This window comes from Saccharopolyspora sp. SCSIO 74807 (assembly GCF_037023755.1).
In the GTDB taxonomy this organism is placed as follows: domain Bacteria; phylum Actinomycetota; class Actinomycetes; order Mycobacteriales; family Pseudonocardiaceae; genus Saccharopolyspora_C; species Saccharopolyspora_C galaxeae.
This window is the reverse complement of the sequence record NZ_CP146100.1, coordinates 4059561-4084842: the sequence shown is the minus strand read 5'-3', so window position 1 is coordinate 4084842 and position 25282 is coordinate 4059561. Positions and strand designations below refer to the sequence as shown.

Here is a 25282-nt window from a genome sequence, read left to right as displayed (position 1 = left end):
CGGGCGTGCTGCGGCGGATCAGGCGTATTGGATGAGCTTCGGTTCCAGGTAGGCGCGCAAGCCCTCAACGTTGCCTTCGCGGCCTATTCCGGACTGCTTGAACCCGCCGAAGGGCTGCACGACGCACATTTCCCAGCCGTTGATGGAGATCTGCCCGGTGCGCACCCGCCGTGCCACGCTTTCGGCGAGCTCGCCGTCGGCCGCGTAAACCGCGCCGGAGAGCCCGTAGTCGGAGTCGTTGGCGATGTCGACCGCTTCGTCGATGTCGTCGAACGGCAGCACGCACAGAACCGGCCCGAAGATCTCCTCGCGCGCGATGCGCATGTCGTTGCGCACGTCTGCGAACACGGTCGGCTGCACGTAGAAGCCCTTGTCCAGACCGGGCGGACGGCCACCTCCGGTGACCAGCCGCGCTCCTTCCGCGCGGCCGATGCGGATGTAGTCCTCCACCCGATCCCGCTGCCGTTCGGCCGCCAACGGACCGAGCGCGGTTCCGTCGTCCGTCGGGTCGCCGATCGTCATGCCTTCCAGCGCGGGAACCATCGCGTCCAGCAATTCCTGTTGGCGCGCACGAGGAACGAGGATCCGGGTCAGCGCCGCGCAGACCTGCCCCGAGTGCCCGACCCCGGCGGGCAGCAGCGAGGGCAGCACCTGTTGCACCGGGATGTCGTCGGCGACGATGCCCGCGGATTTCCCGCCCAGTTCCAGCGAAACGCGGGTGACCCGCTCGCCGCACAGGCTCATGATGCGACGTCCGGCCGCGGTGCTGCCGGTGAAGGCGACCTTGCCCACGCCCGGGTGAGTCACCAGGTGCTCACCGGCTTCGCGCCCGGCGGGGAGCACGCTGATCACACCTTCCGGAAGCCCGGCCGCTTCCAGCGCCTCGGCGAGCAACAGCGTGCTCAGCGGGCCTTCCGGGGCGGGTTTCAGCACCACCGTGCAGCCGGCCGCGAGCGCCGGGCCGATCTTGAGCGAGGCGGTTGCGACGGGACCGTTCCACGGGATGACGCTGGCGACCACGCCGACCGGTTCGTGCACCAGCTTGCCCCGCCCGCCGTTCCAGTCCCGATCCTCCTCGAAGCCGAAACGGGTGTGCAATGTGGACACGTCGTCCCACATCTGCAGCGCGTTGTGGTGGAAAGCGCGGCTCACCGCGAGCGGCGCGCCGATCTCGGCGGTGAAGGCGGCGACCATGTCGTCGTAGCGGGCGGCGACCTCGCGCCCCACCCGCGCCAGCGCCTCGCCGCGCTCGGCGGGCGTCATCCGCGGCCACGGCCCGTGATCGAACGCCGCGCGTGCCGCGGACACCGCAGCGTCCACATCGGACTCGGTGATTTCCGGAACCGTGGCCAGCACTTCCTCGGTGCTGGGCGAGACGACTTCCAACCGGCCGGTGCCGCCGGGTTCGACCCACCGGCCACCGACGAACACCTGCGAGTAGCTCTTCAGCGCGGTACCGCCGAGCGCGGCGCTGCTGCTCATCCGGGCCTCCTGTCCCACCACCGGGCAACGGCGTCGGCCGGAGCGCGCGATCCGCGGTGACCGGCGACACAGTCACCTTGGCGGCGGGACATCCCCGCAGTCAATGAATTCCCTTATATTCATGCTCATCAATACGGAGCGTGATGCCACTCCGGGCCTGCGGGCGGACCCGGCGGGCTCACGCCGCGGAAGCCGGGTCCGCAGGTCTACCGCGCCCCTCCTGCGGGTCCAACCCCAGCATGTCCAGCAGTTCCCGCAGCTCATCGGCGTCGCGCGCGTGGTGGCCGACCGCGCGCACCGCGTGCGCGCGCTCCTGCGGCGTCGGCTCGTGCGCGTCGGCGGACTGCGGTGTGGGTTGCGGTTGCATCGGCGAAGATCCTTTCCCCCTTGCGTGCTGTGCGGCAGCGATCCTGCCAGCCGCGCGCGAGGACACCACGGCCGAAAGTCCCGGCCCCGCCGCGGTTCGCGCCGCGACGTCGACGGCGCGGCGCCGCACGGTCCCGCCGTCGAAGAGCCGCACGAGTGAAGCCCGCGGGTGTGGTTTTACCGCCGCCGCGCCCGGGAAGGCCCCAAGCGACCGGCGGAAGGAGATCAGGGCGTGGCGCAGCGAACGGGATCCGGACGACGGCCGATCCCCCGATTCCGGCGTCCCAGCAGGAAACGAAGCCAGGACCCGATCGTCATCGACGAGCGGAAGTCCCGTCGGGCCGTTGCCGCGGCCGCCATCGGCAACACCATGGAATGGTTCGACTTCGGCGTCTACAGCTACCTGGCGGTGACCATCGGCCAGGTCTTCTTCCCCTCGAACAGCCCGACCGCGCAACTGCTTTCGACGTTCGCGACGTTCGCGGTGGCATTCCTGGTGCGGCCGCTGGGCGGGTTCTTCTTCGGACCGCTGGGCGATCGCATCGGCAGGCAGAAGGTGCTGGCCACCACGATGATCACGATGGCGGCGGGCACGGTGGCGATCGGGCTGCTGCCCGGCTACGCCCAGATCGGGATCTGGGCGCCGATCCTCCTGCTGCTGGCGCGGCTGGTGCAGGGCTTCTCCACCGGCGGGGAGTACGGCGGGGCGACGACCTACGTCGCGGAGTTCTCCCCGGACCGCAGGCGCGGTTTCATGTCGAGCTGGCTGGAGTTCGGCACCCTGGTCGGCTATTCGATGGGCGCCGGCAGCGTCACGGTGCTCAGTGTCGCGCTGCCGGACGGGGCCTTGAGCTCCTGGGGCTGGCGGATCCCGTTCCTGGTGGCAGGCCCGCTGGGACTGGTCGGGCTGTACCTGCGGCTGAAGCTGGAGGACACCCCCGCCTACCAGAAGAGCTCCGAGGGCGAGCAGCCGCAGCAGGCGGCGACGCTGCGCAGCCTGGGCACGTTGTTCACCCGCTGCTGGCGCCCGATGCTCAAGTGCATCGGGCTGGTCATCGCGTTCAACGTCACCAACTACACGCTGACCGCCTACATGCCGACCTACCTCACCGCCGAGCTCGGGTTCGGCCACACCAAGGCGCTCACCCTGGTGCTGGTGGCGATGTTGCTGGTGATGACGCTGATCGTGGTGCTGGGCAGGTACTCCGACAAGATCGGCAGGCTGCCGATCGCCGGTGCGGGCTCGGTGGCGCTGATCGTGCTGTCGGTACCGGCGTACCTGCTGCTCGGTCTGGGCAGCGTGCCCGCCGTGCTCGGCGGGTTGCTGGTCCTGGGGCTGACGTTGATCTGCTTCAGCAGCACGATGCCGGCGGCGCTGCCCGCGCTGTTCCCGACCGACGTCCGCTACGGCGGCGTCTCGGTGAGCTTCAACATCGCGGTCGCCCTGTTCGGCGGCACCACTCCGCTGCTCGCGGAGGCGCTGCTGGCCGGGACCGGGGTGCGGATCATGCCTGCGGTGCTGCTCATCGCGGCCGGCGTGGTCGGGCTGGTGACGGTGTACTTCACCCGCGAGTCGGCGGGGCGCAAGCTGCCCGGTTCTCCGCCCACCGCCGCCTCGGAGCAGGAAGCCGCCGAGCGGCAGCAGGAGCAGCGCGGTGAGGCTTGACGGCCCGCCGCGGACGGTCGGCGGACAAGTTTGCGCAGCCGGCTGGAAGGGTTAACCAACGGACATGGCAGCGGACCGCTCATCGCAGACCCCCGGGCCGGATCCCGAGCGAACTCCGGGGCTGGAATCCGGTGGGTCGGTCCCGCCCGGCGACACACCGCCGGGCGAGGCCGGGGCCACCGACGCCGTCTCGCATCCGCAGCGCGCCGAGCCGCGTCCGGCGAAATGGCTGTGGCTGGCGGGAATCGCCGTGGTGGTCGTACTGGTCGCGCTGTTCTTCGCCGCGTATGCGGGAGGATTGCTCAGCTAAGCGTTTCCGGGCTGCTCGCCCGTCGATGCAGGCGAGCGGCCCGTGCCCTGCGAACGGGCGCGCTCGAAGATCCCAGCGGGACGATCCTCAGCTCGCCATGCGGGTGCGCAGTTCCGGGAGGAAATCCAGGTCCTCGTTCTGCACACCTTCGAGGTCGATGTCGTGCGGCAGGGCGGTGGACGGCGTACGCTGCAACAGGTACTTCACCGATTCGACGACGAAGCGCTGCTCGTCGGGTTCGGGCATGTCCAGCGCGTCGAGCACGCCCTGCGGGTAGCTCACCCGGTGTTCGGTGGTCTGCTCGCCCTCGTGTACTTCCGCGGCGAACTCGTGCTCACCGAGCTGCAGGACCTTCACGTCCTCGGCCATGGTCGCCTCCTGCTGGGTGCGTGCTCTGCCGCACCGGTGTTCCACGTCGCTTCGGGCGGCAAACCTTCCGTCGTGGCAAGGGTTTTGCGCGGGCGTGTTCGGCTACTCGCAGCGCCAAGTCGGCGTCTTCGCGATAGGCGCGGGGAAATCTCTCGTCGAGCGTCGATCAATGCCGCAGGCCGATAAGCCATTTCCGCTGTGATCCACCACGCGTCCGCGAGGCTCGTCGTGCAGTTCTCCCGGCTGTCGTCGGGATGACGACGGCGCGATCCAACGTGCTCACCAGGCGATCGCTGCGCGACGCACCACGAACGGCCCGAGAACGAGCAGATCGATCGGCGAGGAACCGAAGCACTCCAAGGCGTCCGCGGGCGAGTCCACCATCGGCCGCCCTGCGGTGTTGAAGCTCGTGTTGATCACTGTGGGCAACCCGGTCCGTTCCGCGAATTCCCCCAGCAACCGGGCGAGCAACGGCTCGTCGGCCCGGTCCACGGTCTGGATGCGGGCGGTGCCGTCGACGTGCACCACCGCCGGGATCCGTTGCCGCCAGTCGCTGCGCACGTCGTGCACGAACAGCATGAACGGGCTCGGCACCGGGCCGCGGTCGAAGATCTCCGCGGCTCGCTCGGCCAGCACGACCGGAGCCACCGGGCGGAACCGCTCACTCCCTTTCACCTCGTTGAGCCGTTCGGCGTTCTCGGCGTGGCCGGGATGGGCCAGCAGCGAGCGGTGGCCGAGCGCGCGCGGGCCGAACTCCGCCCGGCCCTGGAACCAGCCCACGATCTCGTTGCGCGCCAACGAGTCCGCCGCCGTCGTCGCCACGTCGTCCGGGCGCTCGTAGGGCAACCTCGCGGCTTGCAGCGCCGATTCCAGTTCCGCCTCGCCGAAACCGCGGCCGAGGTCGGCGGCGGGCATCGGCCGCACCCGCTCGCCGGCTTGCGCGGCCAGGTGCATCGCAGCGCCCAGCGCGGTCCCGGCGTCCCCGGCCGCGGGCTGCACCCAGACCTCGTCGAACGGTCCTTCGGCGGCCAGCCTGGTGTTGGCCACGCAGTTCAGCGCGACCCCACCGGCAACGGCCAGCTCCGGCTGCCCGGTCTCGCGGTGCAGCCAACCGGCGAGTTCCAGCAGCAGCTCTTCCAGCCGCGTCTGCACGCTGGCGGCGAGCTGGGCGTGCTCGTCGAGCAGTTCCCCGTCCGGTTCGCGCGGTGGTGCCCACCGAGACCAGTCCAGCCGGTCGATCCGGATCTGCGCGTCGTCACCCACGCGTACCAGGTCGGTGAGATCCGGCAGGTACGTCGGCTTCGCATACCCGGCCAGCGCCATGACGTCGTACTCGTCGCTGCTGCGCCGGAAGCCCAGATGCGCCGTCAGGCTCTCGTAGAGCAACCCGAGTGAACCCGGCAAGGACTGCTCGGCCAACACTTCCAGTCGGCCCGAGCGGTATTGGCCCAGCAGCCCACAAGTGCTCTCCCCGCGCCCGTCCGCGGTCAGCACCGCGCAGTCGCCGAACGGCGCGGCCAGCCCGGCGGAGGCGGCGTGCGCGACGTGGTGCGGCACGAACCGCACTCCGTCCGGGTCCAGCCCGGGCAGCGCCGAGCGCAGCAACCACGGAGCGCGACCGGCGAATTCGGTGCGCAGGTGTTCCCATTCCGGATCCAGGCCGGAGAGTTCGTGCTGCACGAGCCCGGGATCGTAGGAGAATCCCACTATGTCCACATCGGACGGTCGAAGGCCCGCTTCGGCGATGCACCACGCCGCGGAGCGCTCCGGCTGCTCCCAAGCGGCGAACGGAACCGGTGGTTTGCCGTGCTTTCGCCGGGTGAACCGCTCCTCCTCGGCAGCGACGACCGGCTCGCCGTCCACGACCAGCGCCGCCGCCGGGTCGTGGAACACGGCGTTGATCCCGAGAATGCGCACCAGCGCCTCCAGCATGGTCGATTCCGGCGAATCGACGGATCCCCCCGAATCCGCTACTACTCCGCTACCCTGCGCAGCGGCTCTCAAACCCCGGCCGAGCGCGCGACGGCACGCGTGAACCGGCGCCGCCGCGGAAATCCCGCGGAGAACCACGTTTCCGCGTTCACCCGGGAGGTTCCGGTGCGCGTGCTGATCGTCAGCTGGGCGAGCTTCCTGCACGGCGAGGCCGCCGCGGGTGACGTGGCGAGCATGTACCGGGTCGCGTCGGCACTCGAAACCGCGGGAATCCCGCACGATTCGGCGTGGAGCCCGATGTTGCGCCCGGCGGCGATGTCCTTGGCGGACGCACCGGCGCAGAACTACACCGACGTGGTCTTCGTGTGCGGGCGGCTGCACGGCTGGCAGGTCGAGCAGCTGCACGACCGCTACGCCTCGTGCCACCGCGTGGCCGTGGGAAGTTCGGTGACAGACCCGCATTCGCCCGCCTACACCAGGTTCCACGCGGTGCTGGCCCGCGATTTCCCCGGTGCTCCGGCGATTCGCGATCTGTCGGCGGGTGTGGCGTACGCGCGGACGCCGGTGGCGGCGCTGGTGCTCGCACCCGGCAGGTGGGAGCACGGCGCGCACCTCCGGAAGGAGCGGGTGCACCAGCACCTGCTGGACTGGTTCGCCGGCGTCGACTGCGCCACGATCGTCGCCGATTCCCGGCTGGACACCGGAGATTCCCGAAGGTGCGCGACGCCCGACCAGTTCGCGGCGCTGCTGGACCGGTCCGACGTGGTCGTCACGACCCGCCTGCACGGTCTCGCGTTCGGACTCGCCTGCGGCGTGCCGGTGCTGGCGGTGGACACCACCGCCGGTGGCGGCAAGCTCAGTGCGCAGGCGACGGCTTGGGAATGGCCTGCGCTGTTGTCCGCCGAGGACGTCCACGTCGGCCCGGAACACGCCCACCCGCGCCTGCAACGCTGGTGGGAGTGGTGCCGCACCGCGGAGGCCCGCGTGCTGGCCGAAGCTCGCGCCGCAGAAGCACCGGCAGCCGGGCGGAAAACGATGTCGCGGCTGCTCGACGATCTGCACAGCCGCGCGTCGCAGCCGGAGGGGACATGAGCAGCACCGTCGCGAGCACCACGTGGAATCGGGGCGAAGAAGCGCAGTGCCGGGCCGCCGCGGTGGCCGCGGTCGTGATCGCACCGGCCAGCACCAGCGCGTGCTTGTGTTCGAGTTCTCGGTTCTTAGCCCGACCAGACGAAATCGATGCGAAGCAGCACCTCTGCAGGCAACGCGACTGCGGTTTCGTCGCCGAACCGCTCGGGCAGCACTGAGTCATGGCGGAATCGAGATGCCGAGTTCCGAGAGGCGCGTTCATGCGGCGCCGCGGATGCCACTTGCACCACGCTCTGCGCGGCGCTCTCGCCGGCGCCGCAGGCACCACGGCCCTCAACGCGGTCACCTACCTGGACATGGCGCTGCGCGCCCGGCCGGCGAGCAGCAGCCCGGAGCAGACCGTGCGCCAGGCCGAGCGGCACACCCGGCCGCTGCCCGGCGACGAGTCCAGCGCGGGCAACCGCCGCTCCGGGATCGGCGCCCTGCTCGGCATCGCGGCCGGAGTGACCAGCGGTGTCCTCTACGGCTGCGCCCGCACCTGGTGCCCGCGCACACCGGTGCCGCTGCTGGCGATCGGTGCGGGCCTTGCCGCGAACGCGGGCAGCACCGCTCCCATGACGGCGCTCGGCGTGACCGACCCGCGCGAATGGACCGCCGAGTCGTGGCTGATGGACCTGGTGCCGCACCTGGCATTCGGTGCGGTGACCGCGCTGGCCTACGAGGGCTTCCGGCGCTGATCGGCCGGACCAGGCCGACGATCGGTGCAACTGGCGGTCGGGCGAGCTCGGCGATCGGGCAGGCTCGATGATCGGGTGAGGCGGCCGGTCAGTCCAGGTCGCCCTCAGTCCAGGTCGCCGTCAGTCCAAGTCGCCGGGCCGGACGCGGTACACGTGCAGCGTCCGGTCGTAGTACTTGCCGGTCTCCCCGACCCAGTCCATGCCGATCCGCTGCGCGGTGGCGTGCGCGCGGTCGTTCGTCGGGTCGATCACCGCGAACAGCTCCACCGCCTCGTGCTCGAACGCCCAGCGGATCAACGCGCGGGTCGCTTCCACCGCGTAACCGTGACCCCAGCAGTTCGGCCGCAGGTGCCAGGCCACCTCCACGTCCTCGTGGTGCGGCGGGAGCAGGCGCAGCTCGGCGCCGCCGACGATCTCCCCGCTGTCGCGGTGCACGACCGCCCAACGACCCTGCGGCGGTTCCAGCTGCTCCTGCTCGGCGATCCACTGCTCGAGCACGCGGCCCATCGCGGCCAGGTCGGCGACCCGGGGCATCGACGGCACCAGCCAGTCGGTCACGGTCGCGGTGCCGTAGACGGCGAACGCGCCCGCCACGTCGTCCGGTCGCCACTCCCGGATCAGCAGGCGCTCGGTGACCGGCATCGAGGACATGCCGGAAACGTTAGCGGTCGCGATGCCCGCGGGCAGCCCGCCGTCCGCTCAGCGGACCAGATGCCGCAGGCGCCGGGTCCGCGCTCGAGGAACTCCGCGCCCGGCGCCTGCACCGCAGGGATCAGCGCCGCGGAGTGCCGCGATCACGCGATTCAGCCCAACGGCACGTCGAACCGTCCGGGCCCGCTGAACGAGACGGCCCCGCCGGGCTCGCTTTCCCCGCCATAGCGGGGATCGACGGTGTCGGCGACCAGCACGAGCCGGTGTCCCGCGGGCAACTGCCACACCGCGGGCTCCAGCGCGAGGTCGACCTGCTGCGGCTCGCCGGGCTCCGCGTCGCGCAAGGTGATCGGCTTGTGCGTGATCAGGCGGCCGCCACCTGCCGGATCCACGTCGTAGAGGTAGGCGAACAGCGAAGTCGTGCCGGACTCCGGCGTGACGGTGGTGCGCAGTTTCGGCGCGCCGGAAACGGTGACCGAGCTCGGGTAGGGCTCGGTCCGCCAGACCCCGGCCGCGCGGCGGTCCACGAGCGGCACGGAAGTCGCCACCGGGATCTGGAACTGCTGCAGGACACCGCTCACGATCGCCGCGCCGCTGTCGGCGACCGTCGGCGACCCGGTGCCGATCCGGTGCTGCCAGGCCGGTTGCGGGTCCGGAGCGAGCGTCCCAGTGGCGGGGGTTGCAGGCGCGGGCGCCGGGCCGCCGAGGTGGCGGGTGTCGACCGCTCCGGTCACCGATTCCCAGTCCGGGTATCCGCGCCAGTTGCCCCCGCTGACCGGCTTGAGCTGCACGGGATTCTCGGTGTCGATGCCGTTGGGCACGCCGCGCAGGTGGTGGTCGAACCAGCGGCGCGCGGCGTCCCAGCTGTCGTTCGGCAACCCGGCGGCGCCGAACAGCTCCGGACCCGCGTGATCACCCGGCGCGAGCATCAGCCGCTTCGGCCCGGTCAGCTTCCGGTAGAGCTCGGTCATCTGCTGCGGCGGGAACAGCGAGTCCTCCCAGGAGTGGGCGAGCAGCACCGCGGTCCCGTTCTTGTTGAGCTCGTCGGTTTCGGCCAGCGGCGAGCGGTCGGCGGCCAGGTGCAGCGCTTGCTCGATGCGGCCCTCGCGGTAGGCGCGTTCGAGCGCCCGGAGGTCTGCGCCGAAGCGGCCGGTGGGGTGCCCGATCGCCAGCAGCATCTCCACGGCTTGGGTGCTGACCGTGCGGTTCGGGTACAGCGAGGTGACCAGGTCGGACCAGCCGCTCATCGAGGCCACCGCCCGCACCCGCGGATCTTCGGCGGCGGTGAGCGCGCTGATGCCCGCGCCGTAGGAGATGCCGCCCATGCCGATCCGGCCCGGGTCGGCGGCGGTGTTGGCCAGCGCCCAGTCGATCACCTTGGAGGCGTCGGCGCGGTCCTCGGGTCCGCCGACCTCGATCTCGCCGCCGGAGGCGTAGAAGCCGCGGGCCGTGTAGGTGACCACGACGTAACCCGACTCGTAGGCGAGCCGCGCGGCCGCGCCGACGTACTCGATGTTCGGGACCGCCCAGCTCGCGGGCATCACCAGCAGCGGGAACGGGCCGTCGCCCGCCGGTTCGATCACCTTGGCGTCCAGGGTGACGCCGTCGGCGCCGGGCACCGTGCGGTGGCTGATCGAGACGCCCGGCGCGGCACCATCGGCACCCGTGGGCCGAGCGGCACCGGCGGGCGGGGCGAGCGCGGCTCCCGCGGGCGGCGCCAGGAACAGCACGGCGAGCAAGGCGGCGAAGAGGACGAGCAGGCGGCGCACGACGATCTCCTGTCCGTGATCCACAGCACTGGGGACGCAGGAAGTGAACATCGTTTTACTCACCGGTAGCAACACTTCCTCGGTTCAGCCGCCGCCGATCACCGCGGCCACCCCCGCGACGGCCGAGCCCCGCTGCGACCGGCGCGAACGGACCGCCCGTTCGCACCGGGCCCGCCGCCGGTCCACCGACGAATGCGCGGCGGGAAATTCGCGACTTTCGGGGAAAGTCGATTTACCGCGCGGGAAACGCACCGATAACAACAACAAGCGGAAAGTTTCCATCGCGAACGTCGGCCGAAGCCCGAACGCAGCAGGAAACGCCCGCTAACCCGGTCGCAGCCGGTCACCGCGGACTCCACTCGAAGGGTGACCAACCGGTGACCACCGGAGTCCTCGCCAATCGGCCCCGCGACGTGACACCCTCGGCAACAACCCCTGCCAAACACGAGAGAAAGTCGGGTTGGCAAGATACGGAGTCCGGGTGACGGCCTGGATCGCACCGGAGCACGACAGGAAGGAACCAGGTGAACGCCGACACCGCACAGGTCGACGACCTGCGACTCATCGCACTGCCCACCGCGTTGAACTGCACCGACATCTTCGTGCGGTTCACCCTCAGCGAGTGGTCGCTGCGCCCGCTGGCCGACGAGGCCGCGCAGACGACCGGGACGATGGTGGAGGCCGCCGTGGCCGCGGCCGACCAGAGCTCGCCCGGTTTCCTCACGATCCGATTGCGATTGCGCGGCGATTGCCTGGTCATCGAGGTCGAGGACGAGATCGCGGGCGGGCCGCCCGCGCCGCTGAAGGAACTCGAAGGAATCCGCACCGGCGTCGAGCCGCTGGAGGGCCGCGGGCACCGCAGGTGGTGCGAGCTCGCGCTGCCGTCGGGCATGAGCGCCTCGGCGGTGCCGCTGCCCCGCCGGGAGAAGCGCCGCTCCCCTGCCGCCGAGGCCCTCGGCGACGAGCCGGACGAGCTGGACCCGCAGGTGATGCAGCGTCTGCTGACCGGGCTCAACCGCGCGGGCGGCGGCGGGCACGCCGCGGAGTGAGCACCGCGCCGGCCGGTCGCGGCGAACCGGTCGGCGTGCGGCCCCGCCGCGCACGGGGACTGCGCGATGGCTCCTGCGCGGCGAGCACGTGATCAGCGGCCGCGCAACCGGGCTGAGCACGGCGTCCGCGGACAGCCCGGTGAGTTCCCGCTCGGCCGCCCAACGCGCCAGCACCGCCGACGCGGCCCGCGCCGGCTCCGCGGGCAGCCCTTCAGCGTCCAGCGTCCGCGCGATCTCGTGCATCTCCGGCCCCCACTGCCAGGCGCGTTCGGCGACGCTCGGCAGGTAGTCGCGCGCGAGCACCACAGCACGGTGTGCCCCCGGCTGCGCAGTTGAACGCCGACCGCGGCACCCATCTCGCCCGGGTGCGGCAGCGCCACGGTGCTCGGTTCGGCGGGGGTCATCTCGTGCGCTCGGGAGTCCGCGCGGAGTCGCAGAACGACGCGATCCGCTCGCGCAGGTCCAGCGCCAGCGGGGTGCTCTGCAGGTTGGGCCGGTGCAGCACGTTCGTCAGCTGCCGCAACCGGCGCAGCACGCTGTCGGTGCGGCGTTGGCCGGCCGCCTCCAGCACGGACTGCACCTGCTCGGCGGCACCATCCAGGTCGTCCCGGCCGAGCCGGGCGATCGCCAGGTCCAGCCGGGTCAGGCTCAACTCGCCGAGCCTGCGCAGCTCCGGCGGATCCTGCCCGTAGAGCTCGACCGCCTCGACCGCGGCGCGTTCGGCGCGCTCCAGGTTCGCCCGCTCGCCCAGCCACAACCACGCCGAGGCGCTGTAGAAGGTCTGCTTGGCCACCGGGAACGCCATCAGACCGCCCGGTTCGTCCTCGCCGATCACCTGCTCGCGCGCCTTGTCGGCACGACTCAGCGCGTCCTCGGCGGCGCGCTGATCACCCAACCGCGCGTGCGCGCGGGCCTCGATCGCGGCCAGCCGCACCCGCGGCGTGCCGGTCTCCGGCACGTAGTCCCAGCCCTGCCCGGCGAGTTCCACCGCGTCCCGCGGGCGCTCGTCCCAGTAGGCGATCAAGCTCTGCGTGCCGCGGATCCAGGAGCGCAGCGAGTCGTTGCCCGCCAGCTCGGCGCACAGGAACGCGGTGCGCGCCTGGGTTTCCGCGGCAGGCAGCTCGCCCAGGTCGAACGACGAGTTGGCGAGCACTCCGCACACCACTGCGCCGACGAGGTAGAGGTGCCGGGTCCGCGCCGGGGGCTGCCTGCCTTCGAGCAGCTCGAACACCCGGTCCCGGAGTTCCCGCAGCTCCACGAACAGCGGGTACACCGGCCGGTTCGGGTAGGTGGTGACGATCCGGTGCACATCGGCCTGGAACTGCTCGACGGTGTGCGGGCCGATGTTGCTCTGCTCGGCGAACTGCCCGAACCGGGCGGATTCGACGGCCGCCATGGCGACCTCGCTTTCGTTCGACGCGTCCGGACGGTCGGCATCGCGCTGCGCCGGAGGCCGGTCCTCGGCCGTCCGGACCGCGTCCTCCTGCCGCACTTCTTGCGACCGCGCTCGTTCCGACAGGGGTGGGCCGAACAGTTCCTCGGCGGGTGCGTCGAACATCCGCTCCAGCACCCGGCAGGTCGCCGGGTGCGGCAGTCCGCCGAGCAGCCCGCCGAGCCACCGCCCCGCCTGCCGCTGGGACACGACGGTGCGCTCCCCGAGCTCTTCGGCTGCGGCCTGGAAATCGGCGCAGAACTCCCGCACGGTGCGGCGGTGCTGCCGCAGCACCTGTTCCAGCCGGGTACGCGCGGGCGGTTGTGCTGCGAGCACTTGCGGCCTCCGATCACCTCGGCGATGCCGTCCGCTGAATTGCTCCGGCCGGTCCGGCCGTGCGAACAGCCTATGAAGTGAACGAGATGTTCCACACCGATGTCAGGCAAATGTCGGACTGGCGCGGGCGAGGTGTCGTAGCAGTGTCCGGCGCGTTCGCCGCAAACTGAATTGTCGAGATCGGCGGAGGTGATCGCGCGTGTCGATCCAGCAGGATCTGATCGAGTGGCAGGTGCAGGACGTCCGGTGCCATCGCGGGGGCAGGATGCTCGTTCCCGCGGAGCAGGCACCTTTCGGCCGGACACTGCCATATCGCAGATTCGCGGGGGAACGGCCGAATTCCGGTTGTGCGGAAATCGTGCGTTCCCGGGGCTGGATCGCGGACCTCGGCCAGCGCGGTCTCGGTGATCTGCTGCTGGGACTGTCGGCGGTGACCGCGCTGCGCGAGGTCAGCGGGGACGTGCCGCTGCACTACAGCGGTCCGGAAGCGCAGCTGCTGCGGCGCTGCGCGGTGCCGCTGGCATCGGCCGAGCACACCACGGGGCCGCACGTGGTGCGCACCGGAACCCGCTCGCCGGTGCGGTTCCGGATCGATCCGCAGGAGCATCCGACCTGGCTGGACCGGCTCGGATCGGGGCAGGTCGAGGTGCATGCCGCGCTGCCGATGCGGCAGTACCTCGCGGTGGAGCAGAGCCTCGGCCAGCGGCTGTCCGCCGAGGCAGCACCCGCGCCCGGCTTCCGCTCCGCGCAGGCCGCGCAACCGTGGCACGTGGTTTTCGTGGCCGTGCCCGGCAGGCTGCGGCACCTGGAGTTCCAGCTGTCCGGTTTCGCAGCGGTGGCCCGGGAATTGGTCGGCATGGTCGCAGCGCCCTGGCGGTTCACGGTGATCACCGCGCGCAACACCGCCGGTGCGGACGACTTCGACGGACTGCCCGCCGACGTGCTCCGCGAGCCGGGTGCGGCCGAGTGCGTGGACCTGTTCGCCTCGGCCGAGCTCGTGGTGGGCACCGACTCGGGGCGCACCCGGCTCGCCGCGCTGACCGAGCGCGCCGACGGGCACGGGCCGCAGGTAGTGGGGTTGTACTCGCGGCACGCGCACACGAAGTGGACCACCGGCCGAGCCGGTCACCACGCGATCGCGACCCGGTTCGCCCAGCTGCTCGCGCTGGCCGATCGCAGCGCCGAACCGGCAGAGCTGACCGACGAGACCTGGGGTGCCCAAGCGGACCTGCGCCCGGTGTCGCCCGCGCTGGTCGCCGAGTTCGCAGCGCGCTGCGCGGGATGGTGCTGACCGGCAGGAAATCGGTTGCCGAACCGGCCGGGGCGGCGCACCGCAGTGGTACGTTCACCGCGATGTTCACGGGGAGAGGACGTCGCGGCCGCGCGCGTGCGCTGCGGCGGTTGCTGCGGGATCCGGCTTTCCCGCGCCCGTTCTCGATGGACGCGTTCTGCGAGCTGATCGCCGAGCGCCGCGGGCGGCCGGTGCACCTGCACCCGTTCAGCCCCTCGGACACGGGCACCCCGAGCGGCATGTGGTGGGCCACCGCGACCGCCGACCACCTCTTCTACGACGCGGGCACCAGCCGCTACCAGCAGCACCTGATCATCTTCCACGAGATCGGGCACATGCTGCTCGACCACGACTGCCCGAGCCTGGAGGACAACCGGGCGGTGACGTGGCGACCGGATCCGGACGATCCGGAGTCGCTGCGCGGCGGGATGTCCCGCATCCGCTACACCTCGCGGGAGGAACGCGAGGCGGAGTGGGCCGCGACCCGCATCCGCCGGATGATCGGCACGGCTTCCGCGCCGTCGCCGCACGGCGGCGTGCTGGGCCGGTTGGAGTCGGCGGTGGGTTTCCACCGGGAACACGAGGACCGGTGACGATGACGCTGGAGACCGCGGGCATCGCGGTGCTGTGGATCGTGCTCGCGCTGCGGCTGCCCGGCGCCGTGCGGCACCGCGAACAACGCGCGTTGTGGGCGGCCGTCGCGCTGCTGGGCTTGCTGACCACGTTGTACGTGGGCGCGGTGCAGGACGGCTTGGCCGACCGGGCCGGGAAGTACTACGTCTACCTCGGCACGCACCTGGTCAGCGTCGCCACGGCAGCGGTGACGCTGCACTTCCTGCTCATCGCGGACGGGCGGCGACGCCGAGCCGGGTGGGTCTACGGCTCGGCCGGGGCGACGATCGCGGTGCTGATCGCCGTTTACGCCGCCGCTTCCCCGGAGCATCCGGAACCCGGCAACGCTCCTGAGCTGCCGCTGGCCTACTTCTTGCTGGTGTCGCTGTTCAGCGTGGTGGCGTTGGGGATCTGCGCGGCCGTGTGCGGGATCAGCGCGCGGCGAGCGGATCACTGGTCGCTGCGCTGGGGACTGCCGCTGCTGGCGGCCGGGTGGTCGCTGAACGCGCTGCCGTGGCTGCTGAACATCGCGTGGCTGCTCACCGAGGACGACCGGTGGATCGCCGGTTTCGCCTCGATCGACGGGGTCAGCGCGCTGTGCCTGGCGGCGGGTACGGCGTTGCCGGTGGAGACCGCGGTGCGCGCTCGGATCCGGGACGGCCGCGATCATCGCAGTCTCGGCCCGCTGTGGCGCTCGCTGACCGCAGATGCGCCCACCGTCGTGCTGCGACGTCCGCTGCTGCCGATGCGCTGGCGCCTGGAGCGCCGCCTCGCCGAGATCCGCGACGCGATGCTGGCGCTGCGCAACCACGTAACCCCGGAGGAACTGGCGGATGTGCGCAGGCACGCGGAGAGCGAGGCCGCTGCGGTGGCCGCGTGGCTGCACACCGCTCAGCGGCGCAAACGCGCGGGTCATCCGCCGCAGCCGCACGTGATCGACCTGTCCGCGACCGGTGACGATCGCGCCTCGGAGATCAGGTTCCTCCGGCAGGTCGCCGAAGCCCACCGCAACGCCGCCGTCCTAGGCGATGTTTCATAAGCGGCGTCAGCCGCTTGCCGGTGGTCGAGGACTAAGCCGGACCACCGGCGGGTTCTCAGGCGTCTTCTGGCGAGGACAGCGGCCCGGACCTATGAAGACGCCGAGTAGGGAGCTACTTAAGGATGAGATCCCGGAGCCAGCAGGCGTCTGAGGTTCCGCTACCTGACCCGCTACGCAAACCTTTTAAAGCACTCCGTCGAGGAAGGAAGCCGCTCATGACCGGTTTCGTGCAGCTGATCGAGTACCGCACCGACCACCCCGAGCAGGTCGACGAGCTGCTCGACGAGTGGATCAGCACCAGCGAAGGCACCCGCACCGCCACCCGCACCCGGGTCTGCCGGGATCACCACGACCCCGCGCGGTTCGTGGAGATCCTGGAGTTCCCGTCCCGCGAGGTCGCGATGGCCAACTCGGAACTGCCCGCCACGAACGCGATCCACGAGAAGTTCGCGCTGCTGTGCGAGGACGGGCCGCACTTCACCGACCTGGAGGTCCGGCGCGATCAGCCGTTGTGAGACGGCGGTCCCTCGCGCTGCTCCTGCTCGGCGATGGCGCGCAGCACCCGGTCCACGTCGTTCGACGAGGGACCGTCCTGCCCGCCGCGAGCGGCGATCAGCCGGGCGGGGACCGGCTCGTCCCGCCCGGCGGGCGGCAGCGCGGGGTCGTGGCCGCAGCGCTCGTCCTCGCACCCGGTGAGGTAGTCCGCGGTGGTGTCCAGCAGCACCGCGAGCCCGTCGACGATCTCTTCGCGCGGGTTGGTGTTGCGGCACGAGGCGAGCTGCTGGAGGTACTGCGCGGAGACCTTCACGTGCCAGCGGCGGTAGAGCTCACCGGCCAGCACGGCCAGCGAACAGCCCCGCTGCCGGTACAGATCGCGGAACCGCTTGCCGAGGAACTGCCGTTCGTGCCCGGTGAGGTAGCCCACCGTCGACTTCAGGATCCGCGCGAGCTCCGCGGCGTAGCAGGGCAGCGGCTGGTCCGGTTCGCGGCCGAGCCGCGCGAGCCCGGCCCTGCTCACCGGGATGCCGCGCTTGCGCAGGTCACGCGCCAGTTCGGGATAGGTGTAGGAACGCTGCCTGCACAGCAGCCGGAACCGCTGCGCGCTGATGCGCTGATCGCCCGGCACGACGAACACCCCCACGCGGCACTCCGGCCGCATCCCTCGGCCTGTTCCTGCTGGCACCACTCTAAGCGCTGATCCCCTTGTCTCCGGGTGGATGCACACTTTAGGCTGCTCACCAGCAGGAATCAACTCAGTTTCAAGTGACCGCTGGAAGCTGGCCGGACGCGAGCCGGAGTCCTGCTGATCGACCGGAGGGGTCGGGTGAGCACCGCGCAGCGGTGCGCCGGATGCCGGCCTTGGGGGTGCACGACATCCGGCAGCGGTCCGGTGGGCGTTGCGGCGCCCACCGGACCGAATCCGCTGCATGTCCATTGTGGATAGCTCGGGCCGGAGGGGACGCGCTCGCTGCAGCCCGGAGCGCACCGACCGCTCGCCCGCTCACCGCAGCCGCGAATCCGATGCCGCCGGCGGCACGAGCCGCCCGCCTGCGTCGAGATCGCTCCGCTCGGCGCGGCACTGATCACACTCGGCCACGCCAACCGGAATGGACCGTTTACAGTCCGTGCCCGGGCGCACCATAGTCGGTAAGCGGACGCGGCCATCGAACCAGCAGGAGAGATGATCATGCCGAACAGGCTCACCCGCACCGTGCGAACGCTGCTGCTGCTCGGCGCGGGCATCGCGATCACGCTGGTCCTGGTGCCCACCGCGATCAGCATCGGTACCGGTGGCAGGCTTCCGGACGTGCTGCAGCCGCTGGCGGACCTGCTGTGGCCGCTGGCCGGCGCGTTCGTGGTCTTCGCCGCGGCGCTGGCGCTGTGGGAACGCGCCACCAACTCGGACAAACCGCTCATCGCTCGGCGGCTGAACAACACCGCGAATCGATCACGTTCGGTAGTCGATTCCGAGCACTACGCCCGCGAACGGCTCAAGGGCTCGCTCGGGGAGCACGTGCGGCTGTCACTGGAGCTGGACGAGCTGCCGCCTTCGATGGCCCGACCGGCGGACCGGCTGCTGCAACCGGGCAACGGCAAACCGAGCAAACTGCCCGCGGACGCGGACCTGGCCGCCACCCTCGACCAGGCGCACGGCGCGATGCTCGTGCTCGGCGGACCGGGTGCGGGCAAGACGACGCTGCTGCTGGAGCTGACCCGGGCGCTGGCCCGCCGCGCCGCGGCCGACACCGGGCGGGCCATTCCGGTGGTCGTCGACCTCGGCTCCTGGGCGATGTCCGGATGGCGCGCCGACGAGCGCAGGCCCGCACCCCCTGGCGAGTTCCAGAAGTGGCTGCTGCGCGAGATCGAACGCCGCTACACGATCCACCCGTCGCTGGGCCGGATCTGGCTGGAGCAGGGCAAGCTCTCCCTGATGCTGGACGGGCTCGACGAGGTGCCGGCCGACTACCGGCAGCGCTGCGTCCGCGAGATCAACGCGGTGCGCGACGAGTTCCCCATCCCGGAACTGGTCGTGTGCTGCCGCGACGAGCACCACGAAGCGCTGACCGAGCCGCTGGAACTGCACACCTCGGTGACGGTCAACCCGTTGACGCGCAGGCAGATCGTCGAATACTTCACCCGCGGCGGCCCGCGGCTGGACGGGGTGCGCACCGCGCTGCGCCGCGACCCGGAGCTGTGCGGACTGCTGGACACGCCGCTGATGTGCAACGTCGTGGCGCTGGCTTTCCGGGACCGTCCGGCGAACGAACTCGCCGTCCGCGGCACCGACGCGCAGCGGCGCGCCAAGCTGATCGACGAGTACTTCTCGGCTGCGCTGAGCACGGGCCGAGGCTCCGAGCTGCCCTATCCGCCGGATCGCGCGCTGCGCACGTTGCGGTTCCTGGCACGGGTTTCGGCGAGCCCGCTGTGCAACGACCTCACCGCGCGCACCCGGTTGCCCACTCTGGTGTCCTGGGCGCGGTTCCTGCCCACCACCACCGTGGCGCACGTGTTCGCGCGCGGGCTGCCGGGACTGCTGGCCGGGGCGACCACCGGTGCCACGCTGGCGACCGGGATGCTGCTCGGTCCCGCCGCCGGGCTGATCGCAGTGCTCGTGCTGGTCGGCTACGTGCTCTACATGGACTACCTGGCGACGCTGCCTTGGCTGCGCCCGGCGGGCAAGGTCGGGACCGTGCCGCAGGGCTGGATCACCGCGCTGGGCGGCTATGCGTTCGGGCTGGTGGTGAGCCTGGCGCTGAGCGGGCTGATCTCCCCGTGGACTACCGCGCTGGCGAACGCTCCGAATTGGGTCGGCGTGATCGCAGTGGTGCTGGTGTCGTTCCTGGTCATCCTCGGTGCGGTCGAGTCGTGGTCGAGGATGCCCGGCAACAGCGCCACGATCGGGCTGCTCGGCACGATCGGCGTCGGGGTGCTGATGTTCTGGACCGGGCCGGGGGAACTGGTCAAGTCGATCGGCATCGGGCTGGTGCTGGGCATCTGCGCGGGTGTGGCCACCGCGGCCCGTGACGAAGTGTGGTGGGCGTTCACCGAGGAGCACTACGAGACGTTCGAGCACCCGGCGCCTGCTTTGCTGCGCAGCTCGGCACCGCTGGTCGCGGTGGCCGGGCTGGTCGGCGTGCTGCCGACGCTGCTGCTGGGCCGCCCGTTCGACGTGGAGGCGCTGACGGCGGGCGTGGGACTGCTGATCGGCGGGCTGTCCGCGCCCGCGGTGTGGCACAGCGACGTGTTCCCGTTCGACACCTTGAAGAACGCCGTGTCCGAGTGGCTCGGCCGGGCGCTCGCGCTGACCGAGCTGCCGCCGCGGCGCTACGCGCTGCTGCGCGGGCTGGCCGAGCGCAGCTTGCTGTCCAAAGTGGATGGCGGCTACCGGTTCACCCACCTGCGGCTGCGGGATCACTTGCTCGGCTACGAACCGAAGCGGAACCGGGCGAAGCCGGTGGCGACCGGAGCAGCCACCGACGCGGAGTCCACATCGGACTCCGCAGAGCCGGTGCAGGGGGCGGAGCAAGCGCAGGCGGACGGCGGTAGCAAGGCGGGCTCCACGGAGCAGGCGAAACCAGCCCAGCAGCCGGAAGCGGCGGAGCAGAGCACGCAGCCGAAGCAGGCGGAGCAGCCGAAGCCCGCCGAGAGCTCGCAGGGCGATTCGGACGCCGAACCGCCGAAGTCCACCGCTCCGGCGCTGTGACCACCGGGCTCAGCCGCGCGACGCCGTGTCCAGATGCGACTTGGCGACCTGCTGGAGGTGCTCGACGTCGCTGGAGACGCTGGCGAAGGTGAACCCTTCCGCCAGCCGCCGCGCGGCCGTCGCGCCGTCCGGGGTGTGCATGCCCACCGCGATCCCCGCGGCGTCGGCCGCGGTGCGGATCCGGGCCAGCGCCGCGTCGAAATCCCGTTGCACCGCGGGATCACCGGGGTACGCGGCACCGACGGCCAGCGACAGGTCGGCCGGTCCGATGTAGACGGCGTCGAGCCCGGGCGTGGCGCAGATCGATTCCACGTTGGCCAAGCCCCGCGCGGTCTCCACCATGGCGAGCACGGCCACGCTCTCGTCCGCTTCCGCCGGTTTCGGCCCGATCCGCAGTCCCGAGCGCATCGGTCCGTAGGAGCGCACGCCGTTCGGCGGGTAGCGGGTCGCGGCCACCGCCGACGCGGCCTGCTCGGCGTCGTCGACCAGCGGCACGATGATCGCGTCCGCCCCGGCGTCCAGCGCACGGCAGATCGAGGTCGGGTTGTTCGAGTCCACCCGCGCCACACCGGCCGACCCGCCCGCGGCTTGCACCGCGATCAGCCCGTTGAGCAGCCCCTGGTAGCCGAACAGCCCGTGCTGGCCGTCCAGGCAGACGTAGTCGTAGCCGACCAGCGCGAGCCTTTCGACGGCCGCGGGCGCGTCCAGCGTCACCCAGTAGCCGAGCGCGGGCTGCCGGGAACGGATCTTGCGCACGAAGTCTGCGGCGGCCATGCGGTCCCCTCCATGTCGAGTCCGGCGCTGCTCGCCGATTGTAGGCACGGCGCGCGGGATGTGGCGCTGCTCCGAACCGGTTGAGCTTAACGTCCAAGTTGGACAGTCGGTTTCGCTAGCCTGCGGCGGACGCCGGTCCGCACCCGGTGACGACCGCGCGCTCGAACCCGCAAGCCGGACACATCAATTACGTCCACAAAGGACACTTTTTCCGATGTGCGGTGCCGCTGCGCCGAACGCCCGGGTCACAGCAGCCCGAGCAACGCCCACAACGCCGGGTTGTCGTTGGCCCGCCGCCACCCGAGGTGCAGCTCCACCGGCTCCGGCTCGGGCAGCCGCACCGGCCGCAGCACCACCCCCTCGAACCGCAGCAACGTCGCCGTCGATGGCACCAGCGCCAGCCCCAGCCCCGCGCGCACCAGCGCCAGCACCGTGTGCACCTGGCTGACGTGCTGGGTGTAGTGCGGCGTCACGTGCGCCTCGCGGAAGATGCTGACCAGCAGCTCGTGGAAGTAGCGCGCTTCGGTCGGCGAATACATCACCACGTCCGCGCCGTCGAAATCAGCGGGGCTCAGCGGTTCCGAACCGTTCGCCAGCGGGTGACCGGCGGGCAGCGCGGCCAGCAGCGGCTCGGTCACCACCCGGCGCGAGTCGAGTTCCGGCCGCGTGATCGGCGGTCGCATCAGGCCGAGGTCCAGCGCTGCGGAGGACAGCATGTCGAGCTGATCGCGCGTGACCAGCTCCCGCAACGCCACGTCCACGTGCGGCAACCGGTCCCGGGCCGTCTCCAGCACGCCGCCGAGCAGGCCGTACGCGGACGTCGCGGTGAACCCGATGCGCAGCGAACCGGCCTCGCCAGCAGGAACCCGCCGCACCGCCAGCGTCGCGTTCTCCGCCTCGTGCAGCAGCCGCCGCGCGTCCCGCAGGAAAGCCTTGCCCGCCGGGGTCAGCCGCACCGCGCGGCCGCCGCGGTCGAACAACCGCACCCCGATCTCGCGTTCCAGCAGCTGGATCTGGCGGCTCAGCGGTGGTTGGGTCATCCGCAGCCGCTCCGCTGCACGGCCGTAGTGCAGTTCCTCGGCGACCGCCACGAAGCCGGCGAGCTGGTTGAGCGTGAACATGCCTTGCCGCCTCACTGATGCGCATTCCGCAAGAGTCGATGCGCGGTGGGAGTTGGACACGCATCAATACCCGAATCTAGTGTTCGGGTCGACATCGACTGCGCGCGGTCGGCGCTCGTGACGGATCAAGAGCTGTTTCACCAGCGGCGTCAGCCGCTTGCGGTTCGGGACTCGACCGGACCACCGGCGGGTTCCGCCAGGTGACCCGCTACGCAGACCATGTTCGAACACTTCTTGGGAGGACTCACCGCATGACCACGGTCGGCACCGAACTCACCGGGCGGATGCTCATCGCGGGCGACCCGGTGCCCGGCGGCGGCGAGCAGATCCGCGCCGTCGATCCAGGCACGGGTGCTCAGCTGGACCCCGCCTACGGCTGGGGCGGGCCTGCCGAGGTGCAGCGCGCGTGCGCCGCGGCGGAAGCCGCCTTCGACACCTACCGCGCCACCACCCTCGAGCAGCGCGCGGTGTTCCTGGAGACCATCGCCGAGAAGATCGAGGCGATCGGCGACGCGCTGCCCGAGCGCGCGCACGCCGAAAGCGGCCTGCCGATGGGCCGGGTGACCGGCGAACGCGGCCGCACCACCGGGCAGCTGCGGCTGTTCGCGCAGGTCGTGCGGGAAGGCGGTTTCCAGGGCGCGCGGGTGGACCCTGGACTGCCGGACCGCTCCCCCGCGCCGCGCCCGGACATCCGGCAGCGCAAGATCGCGCTCGGCCCGGTCGCGGTGTTCGGCGCGAGCAACTTCCCGATGGCGTTCTCCGTCGCGGGCGGCGACACCGCTTCCGCGCTGGCCGCGGGCTGCCCCGTGGTCGTGAAGGCGCACGACGCGCACCCCGGCACCTGCGAGCTCGTCGGGCGGGCGATCACCGAGGCCGTGTCCGCGTGCGGGCTGCCCGCCGGAACGTTCTCGCTGCTCTACGGCTCCGGGCCGGAGCTGGGCACGGCGCTGGTGAGCGATCCGCGGATCCAGGCGGTCGGGTTCACCGGCTCGCGCACCGCGGGTTTGGCGCTGCTCGCCGCTGCGCAGCGGCGGCCGCAGCCGATCCCGGTCTACGCGGAGATGAGCAGCATCAACCCGGTGTTCCTGCTGCCCGGCGCGCTGTCCGAGCGTGCCGCCGAACTGGGCAAGGAGTTCGTCGGGTCGCTGACGCTGGGCTCCGGCCAGTTCTGCACCAACCCCGGCCTGGTCATCGCGGCCGACGGCCCGGAACTGCAGAACTTCCTGGAAGCGGCGGCCGAAGCGGTCGCGGCTTCGGCGCCGACCCCGATGCTGACTCCCGGCATCGCCCGCTCCTACGCCGAAGGCGTCTCCGCGCTCGCCGACCGGCCCGAGATCCAGGTGCTCGCGCGCGGGCAGGAGTCCGACGCGCCGCAGTCCTGCCGGGCGGCGCTGCTGGTCACCGACGCCGACGACTTCCTCGGCGCGGACGGGCTGGGCGACGAGGTGTTCGGCTCGTCGTCGCTGGTGGTGCGCTGCCGCGATGCCGAGCAGGTCCGCGCGGTGGCCGCCGCGGTCGAGGGGCAGCTGACCGCGACGGTGCACGCGAGCGCCGCGGACTCCGCGCAGGCGGGCACCTTGCTGTCCACTTTGGAGCGCAAGGCGGGCCGGATCCTGTTCAACGGCTGGCCGACCGGCGTCGAGGTCGGGCACGCCATGGTGCACGGCGGACCGTATCCGTCCACTTCGGACTCACGGACGACCTCGGTCGGCACGCTGGCCATCGATCGCTTCCTGCGCCCGGTGTCCTATCAGGACGTTCCGCCGGAGCTGCTGCCCGGCGTGCTCGCCGACGGCAACCCGCAGGGCGTCTGGCGCCGGGTCGACGGCGAGCTCGGCAAGCACTGAGGAGTGCTCCGGCAAGACCCGCGGTGGCGGAACCGCAGCGGCTCCGCCACCGCGCGTCGCGCCGGTGGCGGGCGAAGAGCTTCGTCGACATCCCGCTCGGCTCAACCGCCACATGCACATCGGTGCGCCCCGGGGAACACATCTTTCGGCGCCGGGAATTCCCCGGCCCGCCGATGACGTTGACCGGGACAGGCGGTTGAGTGCACAGCGGCCTGACGTCAGATTTTGGCGGCGTTCGCCGTCGCCGGAAAGCACGTTAGGAGGTCGCAATGGCCTCGCGAACCCATCCCGCCGACCCGCAGCTGGCCCCGACGCTGAGCTTGGAATCGCAGCTGGCCTGCGGCGTCTGCGGTCACCACGCGCTGACCGAGTCCGCCGACCACGACCGCGCCGACGATCCCCGCGACCGCTTGATCTGCCAGATCTGCGGCGCGCATCGGCTGGTGTGACGCGCGGGCGTGACGTGCTGGGATGAGTTCAATTGCTCTGCGGCCGGGAGGCGCCGCCCGGGTTCTCGTGCTCGGCCACGACCCAGGCGGCGACCTCGGTCAGCTTGATGTTGGACTGCTGCGAAGCCCGCACTAGCAGGTCGAACGCCTGCTGCGCACCGAGGCGGTGCTGGCACATCAGCAGCCCCTTGGCCTGTCCGATGGCGTCCCTGGACGCCACCGACTCGCTGAGCTGCCGATGGTGCCGCGCCCCGGACAGGGCCAAGGCCGCGTGGGCGGCGAAGACTTCGCCGATGATCTGGGCCTCGTCGCCGAACCGCACTTCGTGGTCGCCGTAGAGGTTCAACGCGCCGAGCGTGTCCTCCTGGACGAACAGCCGGAACGAGATCATGCTGCCGATCCTCAGCTCAGCGGCGCGAGCCGCGAACCGAGGCCAGCGCGTTTCGGCGTTCATGTCATCGACGACGACGGTTTCGCGCTGCCAGATGGCGTCCACGCACGGCCCCTCGCCCAGCTCCTGCTGCGCCTCGTCGCACTGGCGCACCATTTCGTCCGTCGGCACTCGCGCGCTCACCTGCCTGCGGTGGACTTGCGTGATGCCTCCGGCCCAGACGCCCGGCACGGTGTTGACCGCGGTCTGCACGATCGCGCCCAGCGTGTCCGTCTCGTTCCTCTCCGCTTCCAGATTCCTGGCCAGCGTGCTCATCACGCTCGCGAGTTCGTGGCGCTGACCATCCCCGTAGTTCATGACCCGGTT

At 71.3% G+C, this 25282-nt stretch carries 23 protein-coding genes and 1 pseudogene; 12 read left to right on the top strand and 12 right to left on the bottom strand.

Annotated elements, in window-relative coordinates:
• Positions 1 to 18: 18 nt before the first annotated feature.
• Positions 19 to 1482 carry an aldehyde dehydrogenase gene (locus tag V1457_RS18745; protein ID WP_338595828.1) on the bottom strand — a complete coding sequence of 488 codons (1464 nt, stop codon included), beginning with the start codon at positions 1480 to 1482 and terminating at the stop codon, positions 19 to 21.
• 178 nt (positions 1483 to 1660) lie between these two features.
• A complete protein-coding gene (locus V1457_RS18740) occupies positions 1661 to 1849 on the bottom strand; it encodes a hypothetical protein (protein WP_200069559.1) in 189 nt (62 codons plus the stop codon).
• A 231-nt stretch (positions 1850 to 2080) separates the two neighbouring features.
• Between V1457_RS18740 and V1457_RS18735 the strand changes: the two genes are divergently transcribed.
• Positions 2081 to 3514, top strand: a complete 1434-nt coding sequence (locus V1457_RS18735) for an MFS transporter (protein ID WP_200069947.1) — start codon at positions 2081 to 2083, stop codon at positions 3512 to 3514.
• A 64-nt stretch (positions 3515 to 3578) separates the two neighbouring features.
• Entirely contained in the window at positions 3579 to 3824 is a 246-nt protein-coding gene (locus V1457_RS18730) for a DUF6480 family protein (protein WP_200069560.1), read from the top strand.
• Between the two features lie 87 nt (positions 3825 to 3911).
• On the opposite strand, the gene V1457_RS18725 is transcribed toward V1457_RS18730, so the two are convergent.
• A complete protein-coding gene (locus V1457_RS18725) occupies positions 3912 to 4193 on the bottom strand; it encodes a hypothetical protein (protein WP_200069561.1) in 282 nt (93 codons plus the stop codon).
• A 279-nt stretch (positions 4194 to 4472) separates the two neighbouring features.
• Positions 4473 to 6110, bottom strand: a complete 1638-nt coding sequence (locus V1457_RS18715; RefSeq protein ID WP_338605036.1) for a carbamoyltransferase C-terminal domain-containing protein — start codon at positions 6108 to 6110, stop codon at positions 4473 to 4475.
• Positions 6111 to 6290: 180 nt separating this feature from the next.
• Between V1457_RS18715 and V1457_RS18710 the strand changes: the two genes are divergently transcribed.
• A complete protein-coding gene (locus tag V1457_RS18710) occupies positions 6291 to 7217 on the top strand; it encodes a polysaccharide pyruvyl transferase family protein (RefSeq protein WP_200069562.1) in 927 nt (308 codons plus the stop codon).
• A gap of 278 nt (positions 7218 to 7495) precedes the next feature.
• Entirely contained in the window at positions 7496 to 7951 is a 456-nt protein-coding gene (locus V1457_RS18705) for a hypothetical protein (protein ID WP_233627186.1), read from the top strand.
• Positions 7952 to 8071: 120 nt separating this feature from the next.
• Here the strand turns inward: V1457_RS18705 and V1457_RS18700 are convergent, their stop codons facing one another.
• Together V1457_RS18700 and V1457_RS18695 are read right to left on the bottom strand one after the other, a co-directional pair.
• Positions 8072 to 8602 carry a GNAT family N-acetyltransferase gene (locus V1457_RS18700; protein WP_200069564.1) on the bottom strand — a complete coding sequence of 177 codons (531 nt, stop codon included), beginning with the start codon at positions 8600 to 8602 and terminating at the stop codon, positions 8072 to 8074.
• Between the two features lie 152 nt (positions 8603 to 8754).
• Positions 8755 to 10371, bottom strand: a complete 1617-nt coding sequence (locus V1457_RS18695) for a CocE/NonD family hydrolase (protein WP_338595822.1) — start codon at positions 10369 to 10371, stop codon at positions 8755 to 8757.
• Positions 10372 to 10895: 524 nt separating this feature from the next.
• Here V1457_RS18695 and V1457_RS18690 point away from each other — a divergent pair.
• A complete protein-coding gene (locus V1457_RS18690; protein ID WP_200069565.1) occupies positions 10896 to 11420 on the top strand; it encodes an ATP-binding protein in 525 nt (174 codons plus the stop codon).
• A 171-nt stretch (positions 11421 to 11591) separates the two neighbouring features.
• Here the strand turns inward: V1457_RS18690 and V1457_RS30630 are convergent.
• A pseudogene (locus V1457_RS30630) lies at positions 11592 to 11723 on the bottom strand (DUF1932 domain-containing protein); the annotation flags it as partial.
• A 97-nt stretch (positions 11724 to 11820) separates the two neighbouring features.
• Complete coding sequence (locus V1457_RS18685) at positions 11821 to 13188, bottom strand: hypothetical protein (protein ID WP_338595820.1); 1368 nt, start codon at positions 13186 to 13188, stop codon at positions 11821 to 11823.
• A 199-nt stretch (positions 13189 to 13387) separates the two neighbouring features.
• Here V1457_RS18685 and V1457_RS18680 point away from each other — a divergent pair, with 199 nt between their 5' ends.
• The 4 genes from V1457_RS18680 to V1457_RS18665 all read left to right on the top strand — a co-directional run bounded on the left by V1457_RS18680 (position 13388) and on the right by V1457_RS18665 (position 16645).
• Complete coding sequence (locus V1457_RS18680) at positions 13388 to 14479, top strand: glycosyl transferase family 9 (protein ID WP_338595819.1); 1092 nt, start codon at positions 13388 to 13390, stop codon at positions 14477 to 14479.
• A gap of 62 nt (positions 14480 to 14541) precedes the next feature.
• The gene (locus V1457_RS18675; protein WP_338595818.1) at positions 14542 to 15072 is read left to right on the top strand and encodes a hypothetical protein; all 531 of its coding nucleotides are present in this window, start codon (positions 14542 to 14544) and stop codon (positions 15070 to 15072) included.
• A gap of 2 nt (positions 15073 to 15074) precedes the next feature.
• On the top strand, positions 15075 to 16130 hold the full coding sequence (locus V1457_RS18670; protein ID WP_200069570.1) for an MAB_1171c family putative transporter: 1056 nt from the start codon (positions 15075 to 15077) through the stop codon (positions 16128 to 16130).
• Between the two features lie 215 nt (positions 16131 to 16345).
• Positions 16346 to 16645: a hypothetical protein gene (locus V1457_RS18665; RefSeq protein ID WP_200069571.1), complete on the top strand. Its 300-nt coding sequence runs from the start codon at positions 16346 to 16348 to the stop codon at positions 16643 to 16645.
• Here the strand turns inward: V1457_RS18665 and V1457_RS18660 are convergent.
• On the bottom strand, positions 16633 to 17271 hold the full coding sequence (locus tag V1457_RS18660) for a helix-turn-helix domain-containing protein (protein ID WP_200069572.1): 639 nt from the start codon (positions 17269 to 17271) through the stop codon (positions 16633 to 16635). The two genes, V1457_RS18665 and V1457_RS18660, sit on opposite strands and share 13 nt — an antisense overlap.
• A gap of 546 nt (positions 17272 to 17817) precedes the next feature.
• Here V1457_RS18660 and V1457_RS18655 point away from each other — a divergent pair.
• Positions 17818 to 20334, top strand: a complete 2517-nt coding sequence (locus V1457_RS18655; protein WP_338595815.1) for a hypothetical protein — start codon at positions 17818 to 17820, stop codon at positions 20332 to 20334.
• A gap of 9 nt (positions 20335 to 20343) precedes the next feature.
• Here V1457_RS18655 and V1457_RS18650 read toward each other — a convergent pair whose 3' ends face one another.
• Positions 20344 to 21108 (bottom strand): HpcH/HpaI aldolase/citrate lyase family protein, encoded by a 765-nt coding sequence (locus V1457_RS18650; protein WP_200069574.1) that lies wholly within the window; start codon positions 21106 to 21108, stop codon positions 20344 to 20346.
• Between the two features lie 245 nt (positions 21109 to 21353).
• A complete protein-coding gene (locus V1457_RS18645) occupies positions 21354 to 22229 on the bottom strand; it encodes a LysR substrate-binding domain-containing protein (protein ID WP_200069575.1) in 876 nt (291 codons plus the stop codon).
• Between the two features lie 251 nt (positions 22230 to 22480).
• Here V1457_RS18645 and V1457_RS18640 point away from each other — a divergent pair, with 251 nt between their 5' ends.
• Both V1457_RS18640 and V1457_RS18635 read left to right on the top strand, forming a co-directional pair.
• A complete protein-coding gene (locus tag V1457_RS18640; RefSeq protein ID WP_338595813.1) occupies positions 22481 to 24076 on the top strand; it encodes an aldehyde dehydrogenase (NADP(+)) in 1596 nt (531 codons plus the stop codon).
• 269 nt (positions 24077 to 24345) lie between these two features.
• The gene (locus V1457_RS18635) at positions 24346 to 24525 is read left to right on the top strand and encodes a hypothetical protein (protein WP_200069577.1); all 180 of its coding nucleotides are present in this window, start codon (positions 24346 to 24348) and stop codon (positions 24523 to 24525) included.
• Between the two features lie 28 nt (positions 24526 to 24553).
• On the opposite strand, the gene V1457_RS18630 is transcribed toward V1457_RS18635, so the two are convergent.
• On the bottom strand, positions 24554 to 25273 hold the full coding sequence (locus tag V1457_RS18630) for a GAF and ANTAR domain-containing protein (RefSeq protein WP_338595810.1): 720 nt from the start codon (positions 25271 to 25273) through the stop codon (positions 24554 to 24556).
• Between the last annotated feature and the right edge of the window lie 9 nt (positions 25274 to 25282).

What these genes read in the sequence shown, in the direction of transcription:
- V1457_RS18745 (WP_338595828.1), bottom strand. Translation starts at nt 1,482, where the DNA reads ATGAGCAGCAGCGCCGCGCTCGGCGGTACCGCGCTGAAGAGCTACTCG.
- V1457_RS18740 (WP_200069559.1), bottom strand. Translation starts at nt 1,849, where the DNA reads ATGCAACCGCAACCCACACCGCAGTCCGCCGACGCGCACGAGCCGACG.
- V1457_RS18730 (WP_200069560.1), top strand. Translation starts at nt 3,579, where the DNA reads ATGGCAGCGGACCGCTCATCGCAGACCCCCGGGCCGGATCCCGAGCGA.
- V1457_RS18725 (WP_200069561.1), bottom strand. Translation starts at nt 4,193, where the DNA reads ATGGCCGAGGACGTGAAGGTCCTGCAGCTCGGTGAGCACGAGTTCGCC.
- V1457_RS18700 (WP_200069564.1), bottom strand. Translation starts at nt 8,602, where the DNA reads ATGTCCTCGATGCCGGTCACCGAGCGCCTGCTGATCCGGGAGTGGCGA.
- V1457_RS18675 (WP_338595818.1), top strand. Translation starts at nt 14,542, where the DNA reads ATGTTCACGGGGAGAGGACGTCGCGGCCGCGCGCGTGCGCTGCGGCGG.
- V1457_RS18670 (WP_200069570.1), top strand. Translation starts at nt 15,075, where the DNA reads ATGACGCTGGAGACCGCGGGCATCGCGGTGCTGTGGATCGTGCTCGCG.
- V1457_RS18665 (WP_200069571.1), top strand. Translation starts at nt 16,346, where the DNA reads ATGACCGGTTTCGTGCAGCTGATCGAGTACCGCACCGACCACCCCGAG.
- V1457_RS18655 (WP_338595815.1), top strand. Translation starts at nt 17,818, where the DNA reads ATGCCGAACAGGCTCACCCGCACCGTGCGAACGCTGCTGCTGCTCGGC.
- V1457_RS18650 (WP_200069574.1), bottom strand. Translation starts at nt 21,108, where the DNA reads ATGGCCGCCGCAGACTTCGTGCGCAAGATCCGTTCCCGGCAGCCCGCG.
- V1457_RS18645 (WP_200069575.1), bottom strand. Translation starts at nt 22,229, where the DNA reads ATGTTCACGCTCAACCAGCTCGCCGGCTTCGTGGCGGTCGCCGAGGAA.
- V1457_RS18640 (WP_338595813.1), top strand. Translation starts at nt 22,481, where the DNA reads ATGACCACGGTCGGCACCGAACTCACCGGGCGGATGCTCATCGCGGGC.
- V1457_RS18635 (WP_200069577.1), top strand. Translation starts at nt 24,346, where the DNA reads ATGGCCTCGCGAACCCATCCCGCCGACCCGCAGCTGGCCCCGACGCTG.
- V1457_RS18630 (WP_338595810.1), bottom strand. Translation starts at nt 25,273, where the DNA reads ATGAACTACGGGGATGGTCAGCGCCACGAACTCGCGAGCGTGATGAGC.